General features: G+C 65.6%; 13 protein-coding genes. 8 read left to right on the top strand and 5 right to left on the bottom strand.

The features are described 5' to 3' along the window. Positions 1 to 12 precede the first annotated feature (12 nt). Complete coding sequence (locus IVA79_RS11200; RefSeq protein WP_247553013.1) at positions 13 to 1,905, bottom strand: AsmA family protein; 1,893 nt, start codon at positions 1,903 to 1,905, stop codon at positions 13 to 15. A 279-nt stretch (positions 1,906 to 2,184) separates the two neighbouring features. Between IVA79_RS11200 and IVA79_RS11205 the strand changes: the two genes are divergently transcribed. Genes IVA79_RS11205 through IVA79_RS11215 form a run of 3 tightly spaced genes read left to right on the top strand, consistent with a single transcriptional unit; the run spans position 2,185 to position 4,217 of the window. Then, positions 2,185 to 2,892, top strand: a complete 708-nt coding sequence (locus tag IVA79_RS11205) for a CoA transferase subunit A (RefSeq protein ID WP_247552799.1) — start codon at positions 2,185 to 2,187, stop codon at positions 2,890 to 2,892. A 15-nt stretch (positions 2,893 to 2,907) separates the two neighbouring features. After that, on the top strand, positions 2,908 to 3,558 hold the full coding sequence (locus tag IVA79_RS11210; protein WP_247552801.1) for a CoA transferase subunit B: 651 nt from the start codon (positions 2,908 to 2,910) through the stop codon (positions 3,556 to 3,558). A gap of 23 nt (positions 3,559 to 3,581) precedes the next feature. Beyond that, entirely contained in the window at positions 3,582 to 4,217 is a 636-nt protein-coding gene (locus tag IVA79_RS11215) for a GNAT family N-acetyltransferase (RefSeq protein WP_247552803.1), read from the top strand. Between the two features lie 208 nt (positions 4,218 to 4,425). On the opposite strand, the gene IVA79_RS11220 is transcribed toward IVA79_RS11215, so the two are convergent. Both IVA79_RS11220 and nirK read right to left on the bottom strand, forming a co-directional pair. Further along, positions 4,426 to 5,304 carry an SUMF1/EgtB/PvdO family nonheme iron enzyme gene (locus tag IVA79_RS11220; RefSeq protein ID WP_247552806.1) on the bottom strand — a complete coding sequence of 293 codons (879 nt, stop codon included), beginning with the start codon at positions 5,302 to 5,304 and terminating at the stop codon, positions 4,426 to 4,428. A 52-nt stretch (positions 5,305 to 5,356) separates the two neighbouring features. Then, entirely contained in the window at positions 5,357 to 6,454 is a 1,098-nt protein-coding gene (gene nirK, locus IVA79_RS11225) for a copper-containing nitrite reductase (protein WP_247552808.1), read from the bottom strand. A 214-nt stretch (positions 6,455 to 6,668) separates the two neighbouring features. Here nirK and hemN point away from each other — a divergent pair, with 214 nt between their 5' ends. Together hemN and IVA79_RS11235 are read left to right on the top strand one after the other, a co-directional pair. Beyond that, on the top strand, positions 6,669 to 8,021 hold the full coding sequence (gene hemN / locus IVA79_RS11230) for an oxygen-independent coproporphyrinogen III oxidase (protein ID WP_247552810.1): 1,353 nt from the start codon (positions 6,669 to 6,671) through the stop codon (positions 8,019 to 8,021). Positions 8,022 to 8,125: 104 nt separating this feature from the next. Beyond that, entirely contained in the window at positions 8,126 to 8,323 is a 198-nt protein-coding gene (locus IVA79_RS11235) for a DUF1858 domain-containing protein (RefSeq protein WP_247552812.1), read from the top strand. A gap of 92 nt (positions 8,324 to 8,415) precedes the next feature. On the opposite strand, the gene IVA79_RS11240 is transcribed toward IVA79_RS11235, so the two are convergent. Continuing rightward, positions 8,416 to 9,126 carry a Crp/Fnr family transcriptional regulator gene (locus IVA79_RS11240; protein ID WP_247552814.1) on the bottom strand — a complete coding sequence of 237 codons (711 nt, stop codon included), beginning with the start codon at positions 9,124 to 9,126 and terminating at the stop codon, positions 8,416 to 8,418. A 128-nt stretch (positions 9,127 to 9,254) separates the two neighbouring features. Here IVA79_RS11240 and IVA79_RS11245 point away from each other — a divergent pair, with 128 nt between their 5' ends. Continuing rightward, positions 9,255 to 10,466: an NnrS family protein gene (locus IVA79_RS11245; RefSeq protein ID WP_247552816.1), complete on the top strand. Its 1,212-nt coding sequence runs from the start codon at positions 9,255 to 9,257 to the stop codon at positions 10,464 to 10,466. Positions 10,467 to 10,468: 2 nt separating this feature from the next. Here IVA79_RS11245 and IVA79_RS11250 read toward each other — a convergent pair whose 3' ends face one another. Further along, positions 10,469 to 11,506 carry an AraC family transcriptional regulator gene (locus IVA79_RS11250; protein ID WP_247552818.1) on the bottom strand — a complete coding sequence of 346 codons (1,038 nt, stop codon included), beginning with the start codon at positions 11,504 to 11,506 and terminating at the stop codon, positions 10,469 to 10,471. A gap of 203 nt (positions 11,507 to 11,709) precedes the next feature. On the opposite strand from IVA79_RS11250, the gene IVA79_RS11255 reads away from it, so the two are divergent. Continuing rightward, a complete protein-coding gene (locus tag IVA79_RS11255) occupies positions 11,710 to 12,330 on the top strand; it encodes a response regulator (RefSeq protein WP_247552821.1) in 621 nt (206 codons plus the stop codon). Positions 12,331 to 12,493: 163 nt separating this feature from the next. Continuing rightward, positions 12,494 to 14,158: a mucoidy inhibitor MuiA family protein gene (locus tag IVA79_RS11260; RefSeq protein ID WP_247552823.1), complete on the top strand. Its 1,665-nt coding sequence runs from the start codon at positions 12,494 to 12,496 to the stop codon at positions 14,156 to 14,158. The last annotated feature ends 13 nt before the right edge of the window (positions 14,159 to 14,171 follow it).

Genomic DNA, 14,171 nt, shown 5'->3' on the forward strand with positions numbered 1-14,171 from the left:
CCGGATCTTGCCTCAGTTGGACTTGGCGTTTTCCTTGGCATTCTCCGCCGTCGGCGATCCGTCCTGCGCGGGGCGCTTTCCGCCTCCGGTGATGCGCTGCTTCAGGAGATCGAGGAAGGGAGACGCCGCGGGCGATTGCCGGATCAGGCTTTCAGGGTCTGGGAAAATCAGCGGATCGTCCCAGGGGCCCTGCACCATGAAGGGCAATTGAAAGCCGGACGTCGTATTGAGGCTCGCCACGCCCTTCATGTCGTATTCGCGTGTCGGCACCGAGGCGGTGCCGGTCAGCGTGATCTTCGCCGCCGGCCCTTCGATGCGGATGTCCTCGGCGGTGGCGATCCCGTCGGAAAATTTCACCGCAATGGTGAGATTGTTATAGGGCGTCGAGCCGCTGCGGAAATTGCCGCCGCCCGACAACGGCCGCCGCTCCAGGCGCTTCAGGAGTTGTTCGGCGTTGAAGCCCGAGATCGCGCCGTCATGTCCGGTGACGGTGGCGCTGCCGTCGAGCGACTGCACGAGGCCGAACGGGCTCGAGCCCGAGGCGAGCAGCGACACGTTGATGTTGCCGCGTCCGGACAGCTTGTTGAGGCCGAACAGCTCGGTGGCGCAGGCCTGGAGATCGACGTCGGTGAACTGGAATTGCGCCTTGATGTCGGCGACGGTGTCGGAGCGCGCGATGCCGAACGAGCCCTTGGCGATCCCGCCATAGACCTGGGCTTCGCCGACCGAGAGCGCCAGCGTGCCGTTGCGCAAATTGGCGCCGATCGCGGTGCGGCCGAGCTTCGTCGGCCCGACCGTCAGCTTTGCCGCCGACAGGCGCATGTCGAGGTCGGTGGTCGACAATCCCTGGAGATCGAACAGCTGCCTGTTCCAGTCGCGCGCGCCGCTCGCGAGCAGGCGGAAGGTGGAGATATAAGGTGTGAAGTCGAGCGCGTCGGCGGCAAGCGTCGCCTGCAGCGTCTGCCGGCCGTTATTGGCATAGGTCATGACGCCCTCGGCGGCGTTGCCGTCGAGTTCGACATTGACGTTGGTGAGCGCGATCGAGGCCCCGACCACGTTGGCGCGCGCCTTCAGTGCGAAGCGGCCGAAACCGCCGCTGGCGGGCTGCGGCTGCCCGGTCCAGCGCAGCGCATTGCGCAAGGACGGGCTGTCGACGGTGAGCGTGCCTTCCATCATCGGGCTGGTGCGGTTGGCGACGCTGCCGTCGAAGGCGAGCTTGAGCGGTGCGCTGGCGATCCGCGCCTTCAGCCCCGAGCGCTCGCCGGAGAGGGCGGCGGCGAAATCGGAGAAGCTGATCGTGCCGTCGACGCGTTCGCCGCGCCAATCGAACTGTCCGGTCGCGGCGAAGGAGCGCGAGATCGAGGGCCAGGCGAGCGACAGGTCGATGTCGTCGAACTGCTCGGTGGCGTGGGTAGCGGCGTCCTCGTACTCGAGCACGCCGTCCTGGAGCCGGATTTCGGAGAACGAGATCTGGTTCTCGGCCCCTGGCTTCATCGTGCGCGCGATGGTCTGGATGAAGGGCGTCCAGTTGCTCTCGCCGTCCGGCTTCAGGCTGACATGGATGCGCGGCCGCAGCAGCGTCAGGTCGGCGATCTCGAACCGTTGCAGCAAGAGCGGCAGCAGCCGCAGATTGGCGGTGAGCACCTCGACACGGAGCACGGGATCGCTGGTGCCGCCGCCCTTGAGGCCGACGTCACGGAAGGAGATGTAGCTTGCCGGCAGCAGCGAGATGTCGATGCTGCCTGCGACATTGAGCTCGAGCCCGGTGACGTCGCGGATCTGCGCTTCGACCGCCTTGCGCAGCGCGTCGCGGTTGATGAGCCAGGAGGTCGCGATCAGGGCGATCAGCGCCACGCCGAGCAGCGCCGCGATCGGCGTCCCGAGGCGCTTCATTCCTTGGGCCATGGTCAATGGCATGTCCTGATCGGGTTGGTCGTAGGGCGGGCCGGGAAACCAGCATGCCCACGCCCAAGCCCTATTATGTTAAGTGCCGCAACTTGATGGGTTTTCTTGTCGCTTTCAAGGCCGCGGACGATTCTGCCCATGGCGTGGGCAGCTTCTATCACCCCGGGACGGGACGGAGAACCCCGTATCATTGACGGCTTCGGAGGATTTCGCCTAATAATCGCCGCCAATAAGGCGCGACGCCCCCGCAAGCCGAAGGTTCAGTCGAAGGTCATTTGCATGAACAAGGTCTATCCCGACGCCAAGTCGGCTCTGTCAGGCATTCTGAAAGACAACATGATGATCATGTCGGGGGGCTTCGGCCTCTGCGGCATCGCCGAGGAGCTGTCGGACGCGATCCGCGAGTCCGGCGTCAAGGGCCTGACGGTGGTCTCCAACAATGCCGGCGTCGACGGCATCGGGCTCAGCCGTCTCCTGGAAACCCGGCAGATCAAGAAGATGATCTCGTCCTATGTCGGCGAGAACAGGCTGTTCGCCCAGCAATTCCTCGCCGGCGAGCTGGAACTCGAATTCAATCCGCAGGGCACGCTGGCCGAGCGCATCCGCGCCGGCGGCGCCGGCATCCCGGCCTTCTACACCAAGACCGGTGTGGGCACGCTGATCGCTGAAGGCAAGGAAGTGAAGGAATTCGACGGCGAAAAATACCTGATGGAGCGCGGCCTGTTCGCCGACCTCGCCATCGTGCATGCCTGGAAGGGCGATACCGCCGGCAACCTCATCTATCGCAAGACCGCGCGTAACTTTAACCCGATGATGGCGACCGCCGCCAAGATTACGGTGGCTGAGGTCGAGCATCTGGTTCCGGCGGGTGAACTCAATCCCGACCACATCCACACGCCCGGCATTTTCGTGAAGCGCATCGTCGAGGTCGGCTCGGCCAAGAAGCGCATCGAATTCCGCAACACCCGCCCGCGCACGGCAGCTTGAGATCAGGAGACTAAGATGGCCTGGACCCGTGAACAGATGGCCGCGCGCGCCGCGAAGGAATTGCGCGACGGCTACTACGTCAATCTCGGCATCGGCATCCCGACGCTGGTCTCGAACTACATCCCCGACGGCATGGACGTCAGCCTTCAGAGCGAGAACGGCATGCTCGGCATGGGCCCGTTCCCCTATGAAGACGAGGTGGACGCGGACCTGATCAACGCCGGCAAGCAGACCGTGAGCGAGCTGCCCTCGACCTCCTATTTCTCGAGCGCGGATTCCTTCGGCATGATTCGTGGCGGCCACATGGATCTGTCGATCCTCGGCGCCATGCAGGTGGCCCAGAACGGCGATCTCGCCAACTGGATGATCCCCGGCAAGATGGTCAAGGGCATGGGCGGCGCGATGGATCTCGTCGCCGGCGTCAAGCGCGTCGTCGTGGTGATGGAGCATTCGGCCAAGGACGGCCCGAAGCTGCTGAAGCAGTGCAATTTGCCGCTGACCGGCGAGCGCGTGGTCGACATGGTCGTCACGGATCTGGCCGTCTTCACCATCGACAAGCACGGCGACGGTGGCATGGCCTTGATCGAGCTCGCCGACGGCGTCTCGCTCGACGAGGTCAAGGCCAAGACCGAAGCCGAGTTCCGCGTCGCGCTGAAGAACAGCTAGGGTCTTCGTAAAAGGGGGCGCGCATGACGATCCGGTCAGCGCGTCCCGAGGACGCCGATTTCATCGCAAGAACCATCCTGTCGTCGCAGCGCGGCTACCGGCCGCGCGGCTGGTTCGACGTCGCGCTCGGCTGGCCCGAAGCGCAGTGCCGCGATTTCGTCGCGCGCGTCGCGGTCGCCCGCACCGTCTCGATGTGGCACGTCTCGCAATTCCTGGTCGCCGATGTCGACGGCACGCCGGCCGCGGCGCTGTGCGCGCTGCCCGCCGCCGGTACGGGACCTGCGGCCTGGCGCGCGATCGAGGAGGTCGCGGCGGCGACCGGGCTCGCTGCGCCGGAGCTCGAGGCAGTCCGGCGACGCGGCGCCTACACCGGCGCCTGCTGGGTTCAGGGCGGCGAGGGCGACTGGATGATCGAGCATGTCGCAACCGATCCCGCATACCGCGGCCGCGGTCTGGTCCAGGCGCTGATCGCGCACGCGCTGGACAAGGGACGGGCGGCGGGATTTGCCCAGGCGACGATATCGTTCCTGATCGGCAACGAACCCGCCGAGCGCGCCTACGCCAAGGCCGGATTTGTCTTTGCGGAGGAGAAGCGCGATCCCGCGTTCGAGGCGATCATCGGCGCGCCCGGCTTTCGCATGTTCACACGGGAGATTTGATCCGCCGCGCAGGCAGTGACGGCTGAGGGGCAGGCGCGCACCTCAATCGCGTCATTGCGAGGAGCTCTTGCGACGAAGCAATCCAGGCTGTTTCCGCGGAGAAATCATGGATTGCTTCGCTGCGCTCGCAATGCGGCGAGTAGCCCGATGAGTGAAGCGATATATGGGACCTTCCCCGGGTGTCGCTTCGCTCACCCGGGCTACGCGTTCACGACCTCGCTGCCCGCACCTTGCCCCACCTTGCCGACACGCTCGCCACCCACGACGCCTGCTCGCGCACCAGGCGGAAGCCGAGATTGGCGGGCGGCACGCCCTGGGCGCATCCGCCGGCGCGGGCATCGCGGATGAAATCGGTGACATAGGCGCGGTGGGCGCCCTCGGCGACACGCACGCCGCAGTTCACGGTCGGGCGGCCGGCATTGCCTGATGCGTCGACGCGCGAGCGTACGAAGCAGGTCGAGGTCCACTCCCAGACGTTGCCGGCGAGATCTTCGACGCCGTGTTCGTTCGGGCCGAACTTGCCAAACGGATAGGCCGTGGTGTCGGAGAGGTCGCGCTCGGCTTCGCGCTCGTAGCGGCTGATCCAGCGCTTTGAAGGATCGTCCGCGTCGACCGGCGCGCCGTCGTCCTTGAACCTGGAGCCGGCTGCAAAAGCCCTTTCCGCATCGCTCGGCAGGCGGTAATGCTGGCCCGTCTTGCGCGACAACCAGCCCGCATAGGCCTCGGCGTCGTGCCAGTTCACCTGCACTGCGGGGCGATCGGGGGCGACCGCCACGTCGCGATCGAGCGCGCGGCAGGCGCCATCCTGCACGCAAAGCTGATAATCGGATGACGAGACTTGGTTACGCATGATGTGCAGCGGCCGGTCGACGCGCATCGCGCGCAGCGGCGCCTCCGCCTGCTGCCCGCCGCGTGTGAAATCGCCGGCCTCGCGATAGGACTGGCTGCCCGGCGCAACCCTGACGATCGCAGGCTCAGCCGCCGTGCCGTGGACCGCCATGTCCGAGACCAGCGGCGCCATCGCGATCGGCCCTGCGAGCCCGGCGGCGCAGGCGAGTGCCAGTTTGAGCTTGAATGCGATCAGCATCGTCATTCCCCGAAGAAAGAAGGGGCCGGTGATGACCGGCCCCTCGTCGCGTCTAGTTGGTGCTGGCAGGCGGTATTTCAGCGGGCGCCTTCACCTGGGTCATCAGATCATCGTTCCACTTGCCTTCGACCTTGAAGTGCGCGGTGGCGCCGAGATCGGCGGCTTCGATCAGATTGTGCGTGACGTAGGCGTAGATGCCGGGCTGCATGAACTTGTAGAGCGCCGCTCCCGCCGAGCCGCCCCGGATGAACCAGGTCTCGAGCCCGACCTCCGGTGCATTGCCGAACTTGCCGGTCTCCCAGACATAGTCGCCGTGGCCGCCGATCAGATGCGGGCGGCTGTCGCGGTTGGCCTGCGAATGCACGATCAGCACGTTCTCTCCGACCTTGGCAGTCAGCGCGTTCTTGCCGGTGAGCGCGCCGACCTTGCCGTTGAACACGACATGGGTCGGGATCAGCTTCTTCATCACCTCTTCGGTGTCGGTGAAGGCTTCGCCCGGCGACTCGTAGGACTTGAAATTGCCTTTCTCGTCACGCGGCACGTACATGTCCTGTTCGCCGATGTAGTAGACCTTGTCGTATTTCAGCGCGCGGCCCTTGCCGTCGTTGAGCCCGTCGCGCGGTAGCACCATCACGGCGCCATTCATGCCGGAGACGACGTGCCAGGGGATCATCGGGCCGCCCGGTGCGCAGTGATAGACGAACACGCCGGTCTTGGTCGCCTTCCAGCGCAGCACCACCTGCTCGCCGGGATTGATCAGCGTGAGTTCGCCGCCGCCCAGCGCGCCCGTCGCGGAATGAAAGTCGATGTTGTGCGGCATGGTGTTGGTCGCGGGATTGACCAGCGTCAGCTCGACATAGTCACCCTCGTGCACGACCATGAGCGGTCCCGGCATCGAGCCGTTGAACGTCATCGCCTGGAAGGTGGTGCCCTTGTCGTCGACGACGACCTTCTTCTCCTCGACCGTCATCGTGAACTCGACGATCTTGGGGCCCTGCGTCGTGGCCTGCTCGTGCGCATGCACGAAGGGCGGAGCGACCAGCTCGACCTTCTGACGCGGCAGCTTGAGATCGCTGGCGGCGAAGGCCGGGGTCGCCAACATCAGGGCGGTCGCGGCGGCGCCGATCAATGCGGCTCTGCGGGTGAACATCGGAAGCATCCTTCATGTGAAAAGGTTTTGATGACGGATGCAGTGTGCGCCTGTTGCGGCAAGAGTGTTTGCGCTGCGACAAGCTTTTGCCGGATTCACCTCCGCGGTCGACTTTGCGCGAGCGCAAGGTCGCCTCCGCGAATCCGGTTAGTGGAATGCATTCCGTGATTTGCCGTGATGCCTGCACACGGCGGAAGATACGAATGGGTAAGACATGAGAGCTGATCTCGCGGCAAGCTACGGCGAAGAACGATTGCCACGTTACACGAGCTATCCGACCGCACCGCATTTCTCGCCGGCGATCGGCGAAGGTGCCTACGCCCAGTGGCTGGCGGAACTGCCCGCGGGCGCCAGCGCCTCGCTCTATCTCCACGTGCCGTTCTGCCGCGAGATGTGCTGGTATTGCGGCTGTCATACCCAGATCGTCCGCCGCGACGAGCTCATCGCCGGCTATCAGCGGACGTTGCGCAACGAGATCGTCCTGGCCGCCGAAACCATCGGCCGCCGTATCAAGGTGGAGCACATCCATTTCGGCGGCGGCACGCCGACGATCATGGCGCCGGAGGCTTTCGTCGAGTTGATGGCGACGATGCGCCAGAAGTTCTTCGTGCTGCCCTCGGCCGAGATCGCGGTCGAGATCGACCCCCGCACATTGACCGCCGACATGGTCGAGGCGATGCGGCTCTCCGGCGTCAACCGCGCGAGCCTTGGCGTGCAGGGCTTCGATCCCGTGGTGCAGCGGGCGATCAACCGCGTGCAGAGCTTTGAGCAGACAGCTTCCGTGGTCGACATGCTTCGCCGAGCCGGTATCGCGGGAATCAATTTCGACCTGATCTATGGGTTGCCGCACCAGACCGTCGCGTCGTGTCTGGATACCGTTCGGCGCAGCCTCGCGCTCGCGCCCGATCGCTTCTCCGTGTTCGGCTATGCTCATGTGCCTGATTTCAAGAAGCACCAGCGCATGATCAACGAGGCCGTGCTGCCTGACGGGCTTGCGCGCCACGACCAGGCCTGCGCGATCGCCAATGCGCTGATGGAAGCCGGTTACTTGCAGATCGGGCTCGATCATTTCGCTCGGCCCGACGATTCCATGGCGGTGGCTTTCGAGGAGCGGACGCTGCGGCGCAATTTTCAGGGCTACACCACCGACAAGGGTGAAGTCTTGATCGGTTTCGGCGCGAGCGCGATTGGGCATCTGCCGCAGGGTTACGTCCAGAACGAGGTGCAGATCGGCGCCTATGCGCAGAGCATCGCCGCCGGCCGTCTCGCCACCGCGAAGGGCTATGGGCTCACCGATGACGACCGGCTGCGCGCTGATATCATCGAACGGATCATGTGCGAATTCAGCGCCGACCTCGGCGACATCTGCGCGCGCCATGGCGCGGAGGCGGGGACGATGCTGAGCTCGGCGGCGCGTCTGAAGCCGCTGATCTCCGACGGCGTCGTCAGGCTGGACGGCAATCGCCTCGCAGTCGCCAAAGATTCGCGCTTCCTGGTCCGGAGCGTCGCCGCCGCGTTCGATGCGCATCTCAATCCGGCAAAGCAGCTGCACAGCCGCGCTGTGTAGTTGCCTCGCTCGCTCTCGAGGGCGAAGGAAGCCGCCGCCAGCTTGCGCTTCGACAAGGAGACTCCGGCCCGTTCTGCTATCGTCGTTTCGGAACGGAGTTGTCCATGTCTTTTGGATCCGACGATCTGGTCGATGACATCATGCGTACGGAGCCGCACACGATCCGCGTGTTTCTGGCCTTCAGGATGGCTTGTGTCGGTTGCCCGATCGCAACCTTCCACACGGTGGATGACGCCTGCCGCGAGCACGGCATCGACCGCGACAAATTCCTCGCCGCGTTGTGCGATTGCGTGCCGGCGTGAAACGGTCTGGAATTCGCGCGGGCGCGCGCGGATTCCCGGGTGAGGGACGGCTTGCGCCGTAAGCGGAAGCGCCCCTCACCCCTATTCCTGGCTCACGCCGGCCCGCTGTCGGCGTTCCGCTCCGCCAATACGACGATCCCGTGCGGATCGCGCAGGATGATGCGCTGTCGGCCGCTCTCGACGAGGCCCTGGCTTTCCCAACCGCTCAGGATGCGGCTGACGGTGTGCAGCGTGGTGCCGGTCATCTGCGCGATGTCCTGACGGCTGATCGGGAAGTCGATCTCGATGCCGTGGTCGAGCTTCTTGCCGGACTGTTTGGCGAGGCGCAGCAGCGCATGCGCGACGCGCTGCTCGACCTGCTGGGTCGACATTTCCAGAATGCGGGTGTGGCTCTCCTGCAGGCGCGTGCCGACGGTCTGGAGCGTGTTGGCGGCCAGCGAGGGAAACCGCTCGACCAGCCGGGGCCAGGCCGAAATCGGCCAGATCAGCACCACGCTGTCTTCGACCGCGATCGCCGTCGCCGGATACCGCGTGGCACCGATCGCCATGGCCAGCCCGAAGGTTTCGCCGGGCGCGACATAGCGCACCACTATCTGCTCGCCGGTCGGCGAGGTCTTGGCCGCGCGGACATGGCCGTGCAGCAGCAGGAAGAAGGATTGTGCGCCCGCGCCCTGCTCGAAGATGGCGCTGTTCTTGGGATAACGCGCCGAACGGGCCTCACGCAGGATCTCGTCGAGAGCTTCCGGCGTGACCCCGGCAAACAGCGGCAAATGCGCAACCAGCGATGTGTCGACCTTGGCCATTCTGCCTCCTTGACGCTGGGGCGTGTGATGGCATCTGCAATCGTCCGATAGTTTGCGATAGCGCAAAACGGGACGGCCGGCTGGCAGTATTTTTCCAGACAACGGTCTAAATTTATTGGAGTAACCCCATGGCTGGCGCCCGATCCCGCAATCTTCAGGGCTGGCCGCTGTTTGCGAACAGTTTTCGGCCCTTTTTCCTGCTCGCCGCGATCCAGGCGGGGCTGTCGATCCTGGCCTGGCTGCCGATGTTCTATGGCGAATTGTCGGTGGGATCCGCATTCGCGCCGCGCGACTGGCACGTCCACGAGATGCTCTATGGCTTTCTGCCGGCTGTCATCACCGGGTTCCTGTTCACGGCCATTCCGAACTGGACCGGGCGGCTGCCGATCCAGGGCACCTCGCTGGGGGCGCTGCTGATCGTCTGGCTTGCCGGGCGTATCGCGGTGACGTTGTCGGCCGATATCGGCTGGGCGTCTGCGCTGCTCGTCGATGCCGCCTTCCTGACGCTGGTCATCGCCGCCGCGGCGCGCGAGATCATCGCGGGCGGCAACTGGCGCAACCTGCCGGTGGTGGGGCTGGTGTCTGTTCTGCTCGCCGGCAATGTCGCTTTTCATATCGAGGCGCATGACCAGGGCGTGGCCGACGTCAGCATCCGCGTCGGCATCGGTGTGGTCATGCTGCTGATCGCGCTGATCGGCGGCCGCATCATTCCGAGCTTCACCCGCAACTGGCTGGTCAAGTTCAATCCCGGCCGTCTGCCGGTGCCGTTCGGACGCTTCGACGGCGCAGTGATCGGATTGAGCGCGCTCGCGCTCATCTCGTGGGTTGTGGCACCGTTGAATGTCGTCACCGGTGTTCTGATGGCGCTGGTCGGCGGGCTGCATCTGGTGCGGCTTGCGCGCTGGGCCGGCGATCGCACTTTCCGCGAGCGGCTGCTGGTGATCCTGCATGTCGGCTACGTCTTCGTGCCGTTCGGCTTCATCCTGCACGCCCTGGCGGTTCTCGGAACGCTGCCGCCAAGCGCCGGCATCCACGCCTGGATGACGGGTGCGGCGGGAACCATGACGCTCGCTGTGATGACCCGCGCGAGCCTCGGCCATACCGGACAGGCGTTGACGGCTTCGCCGGCGATTCAGGGAATCTATGCTGCGATCATCATAGCGGCTCTGGCCCGGGTCGCTGCCGTGGTGCTTCCCGCGCAGAGCGATGTGTTGCTGCACATCGCCGCCTGCGGCTGGCTCGTCGCGTTCCTTGGATTTGCCGTTGCGTTCGGCCCGCTGCTGGCCGGCAGCCGGCGGCGCGCCCTCGCCACGATGGGCGTGCCCGCGCCGGCGCGCTGAAATCAAGCTGCGGTCGCCGAGGGCGCATCGGGCGGCGCTGCCTGTGGTCGCACGCCCTTGCGCCAGTCGGTGATGGTGCAGCCGAAGCGGCCGCGGAACCAGCGGGCCATGGCGCTCTGCGCGGAGAAACCAAGCTGCACCGCGATGTCGGCCAGCGGTCGGCCGGGGTCGTCGATCAGCTGGGTCGCGAGGGCCGCGCGTTGCGCATCGAGGATGGAAGAGAAGCTGGTGCCTGAAGCGGCGAGGTGGCGGTGGATGGTGCGTCGGGTGCAGGCGAGATGCTCGGCGACGCGCTCCACCGTGCAGTCGCCGCCGGCGAGCAGGGTGCGCACGACCTCGTCGACCTTCCCCTCCCAACTCGCGGGGCGTGTCTCGATCGCCTCGATCCGCTTGCGCAGATAAGTCGCGATCAGCGGATGGGCGCTCGGAATCCGGCGCGCCATGTCGTGCGCGGACAGCAGGATCGCATTGTCCTCCGCGTTGAAGGTGACGCGGCAGCCGAAGAAGTCGCGATAGCGCTTGCGATCGTGTGGCGGCCGATAGTGCAGATGGACCTCCTGCGGCCGCCAGTCGTGCCCGTACAGCGACTGGATGATGCGGTGGACGCTGCCGAGTGCCAGGTCGATCGACTGACGCGGCGCGCTCGGCCGACGGCCGCGTAAGTGCAGCGTGACGGTCACGGTCTGCTTGCCGCGCGCAACGTCCAGCCGCATGCCGTCATGATGGACATGGATGAAGCGCGAGAACGCTTCGATCGCCTCGCCGACGGTCGCCTGTTCGCGCACGATCAGGCCGACCGCGCCGAAATTGGTCAGGCCGCCGCGCTCGGCGAGACGCAAGCCGAAATCTTCGGCGCCGGACGCCGCTGCCGACAATTCGAGCAGACGGCGCAGGCCGGCGACGGCAATCGGGGTGTCTGGCTTGTCGAGGCAGGCCAGCGGCAGCCTGGCCTTGCGCATCATCTGTCTGGGATCGAGCCCGACCGACCGGGCAACTTCCGGGTAATAGCTCAAGCCTGCGCTGCGAACGAGGTCGGTCATGCGAACCGTTCCTGCCAGCCATTCCCGCAGATGTCCCGAAAGGTAAAGTTTCTGTCCCGATCCGTCAAATCCAGGAACCAGCCGGAACGTACATAAGGGAAACCGAAGCACTGGCGTGAATGCCGTGCTCATGACGGCGCAGCTGGGCGATGGGGCCCGCTGCCGTCTCGGGCCATTTTGACAAGACATTGCTGGATCGGATTATGCCGGGAAACATGCTTTCCAAGGGTGAGGTATTCGTCATCGACACCGACGCTGCCTCCCGCGAACAACTTTCGACTGCGCTCCAACAGAGCGCGTATGATGTGATCTGTTTCGCTGACGGTGCGTCTCTGTTGTCCGAGGCAAGGGCGCGGATGCCGGCTTGCGTGCTGATGGAGCTGCCGCCCGATCGCTCCGGCCTCGACATGCTCAGGCGGTTGCGTGAGGAAAACTGCATGGCACCGGTGCTGGTGACCTCGGCGAATGGCAGCATCGCCATGGCAGTCGACGCCATCAAGAGCGGTGCGGCCGATTTCATCGAGAAGCCGTTCCGCACCCATGACATCGTCGATCGGATCGATGCCGCCATCGACGAATTCACGCAACCCGGCGCGAGCCGGCAACGCTGGCTGCCCGGCCGCGAGCCGCTGACAGCGCGCGAAGTCGACGTGCTCGAGCACCTTGCCGCCGGCCTGACCAACAAGGAGATCGCCCGCCGCATGCATCTGAGCGCGCGGACGGTTGAGGGCTACCGCGCCGGCATCCTGAAGAAGGCTGGCGCGAAGAACGTGACCGATCTGCTCCGGCGCATCTTCGGCCAGGGCTCGCCGACCCAGGCCTGAGACTGCCGCGGGACCGCGTTCCACAGCCTTGGTGCCGCCGCAGCGGCGCCCCAAGGAAACCCCAATCGAACCAGTTCCTTCCCTGCCGCGTCCAACCAAGTTGGCGAGGCATTTGATCGCGTGCGTCCGGCTGGCGGCGCGGCGAGCTGGCAGGAGGGACTTTATGCGCATCACCGCAAGATGTTTGGCGACAACGAGCCTGGTTCTGGTGACCATGGCGACGGCATCGCCGTCATGGGCCGCCGAATTGGACACCAGTTCGGCCATCGACACCGTCACCGTCTATCCCGATGGCGCCACCGTTACCCGCATCATCACGGTCGACCTGCCATCCGGGGACTCGACGCTGGTCGCCAGGGACTTTCCGCTGGCCCTCGATACGTCCTCCATCCGGGTCGAGGGTGAAGGCGGAGCCAAACTCACCATCGGCACGATCGATGCGGGGCCGCCTCGTGCGGCGCCGGTCAATCTGCCCGAGCTGGAAAAGCGGCTCGAAGCCCTGAACGACCAGCGCGCCGACCTGCAAGGCGCGATCGACTCGGCCAATGCCCGCCGCAAGTTCGCGGAGCACTTTGCAGAAGCGTCTCCCGTCGGCATCGGCGAGAAGGGCGAGGCCCGTCCGATCGCCGAATGGCGCGCGGCCTTTGCGGCGGTCGGTGAGGAAATTGCGAGCGCCGATACGGCCATCCGTGACGCGACGCGCAAATTGCGCGAGATCGATCGTCAGATCGCTCAGCTCGAGGCCGAGCGCAAGGCCAAGCCGGCGAGCAAGCTGGAGGTTCGCATGGACATTGCCGCGCCGGCCGCGACCAAGGCGACGTTGCGGGTCACTTACAATGTGCGCAATGCGCGCTGGCTGCCGCTCTATGACGCCCGGCTGGACACCGGCGCCAAGGACCGCAAGCCGCAACTGGAGCTGGTCCGTCGCGCCGAGATCACGCAATCGACCGGGGAGGACTGGTCCAACGTCACGCTCGGCGTCTCCACGGTTCGCATCAGTCGCGGCGGCAGCGCGCCGGAGCTCGGCTCACTCGTCGCGCAATATCCGCAGGTGCCGAAGCCGCTGGCGCTCGGCACGGCCTCGGATCTGGCGCGGCCTGCGCCGATGGCACGCCAAGCGATGCCCAAGGTTGCGGAAGCGGCCGAACCGCGCGAACGCGCCGACGAACAGCAGGCAATTGCCGAGATCGGCGACTTCCAGGCCACCTTCAAAATTCCCGGCCGCGTCAGCCTCGGCGCCGCCGAGGGCGCCAAGAGCCTGCGCATCGCGGCGATGACCGTGCCCGCCGACCTGGCTGTCCGCGCCGCGCCGGTGATCGACCCGACCGCTTTCCTCGAAGCCAGCTTCAAGCAGACGGATGACACGACCCTGCTGCCCGGCAAGGTCGCGATCTATCGCGACGGCGTCTTTGTCGGTCGCGGCAAGATCTCGGCTTCCGCCAAGGACGACATCGTGCGGCTCGGCTTCGGCGCCGACGACAAGGTTCGGATCGAGCGCGCTGTGCTCAAGCGCAACGAGGGCTCTGCCGGCCTGCTGGTCACGACGTCGAAGACCGACGAGCGTTCGTTCAAGACCACCATCCGCAACGGTCACGACTTCCCGATCAAGGTTGCGATCGAAGATCAGTTGCCGGTCAGCGAGAGCGAGGACATCGTGGTCGAGATGCTGCCCGCGACCACACCGCCCACGGCAAAAGATATCCGTGACAAGCGTGGCGTGCTGGAATGGTCGTTCGACGCCAAGCCGGGCGAGGTCAAGGATATCAACTTCGCCTGGCGCGTCCGCTGGCCAAAGGACAAGAGCATGGTGATCGCTCCGGCGGGGTAGGCGGCGCCCTTCA

This window comes from Bradyrhizobium sp. 138 (genome assembly GCF_023074075.1).
Classification (GTDB): Bacteria; Pseudomonadota; Alphaproteobacteria; order Rhizobiales; family Xanthobacteraceae; genus Bradyrhizobium.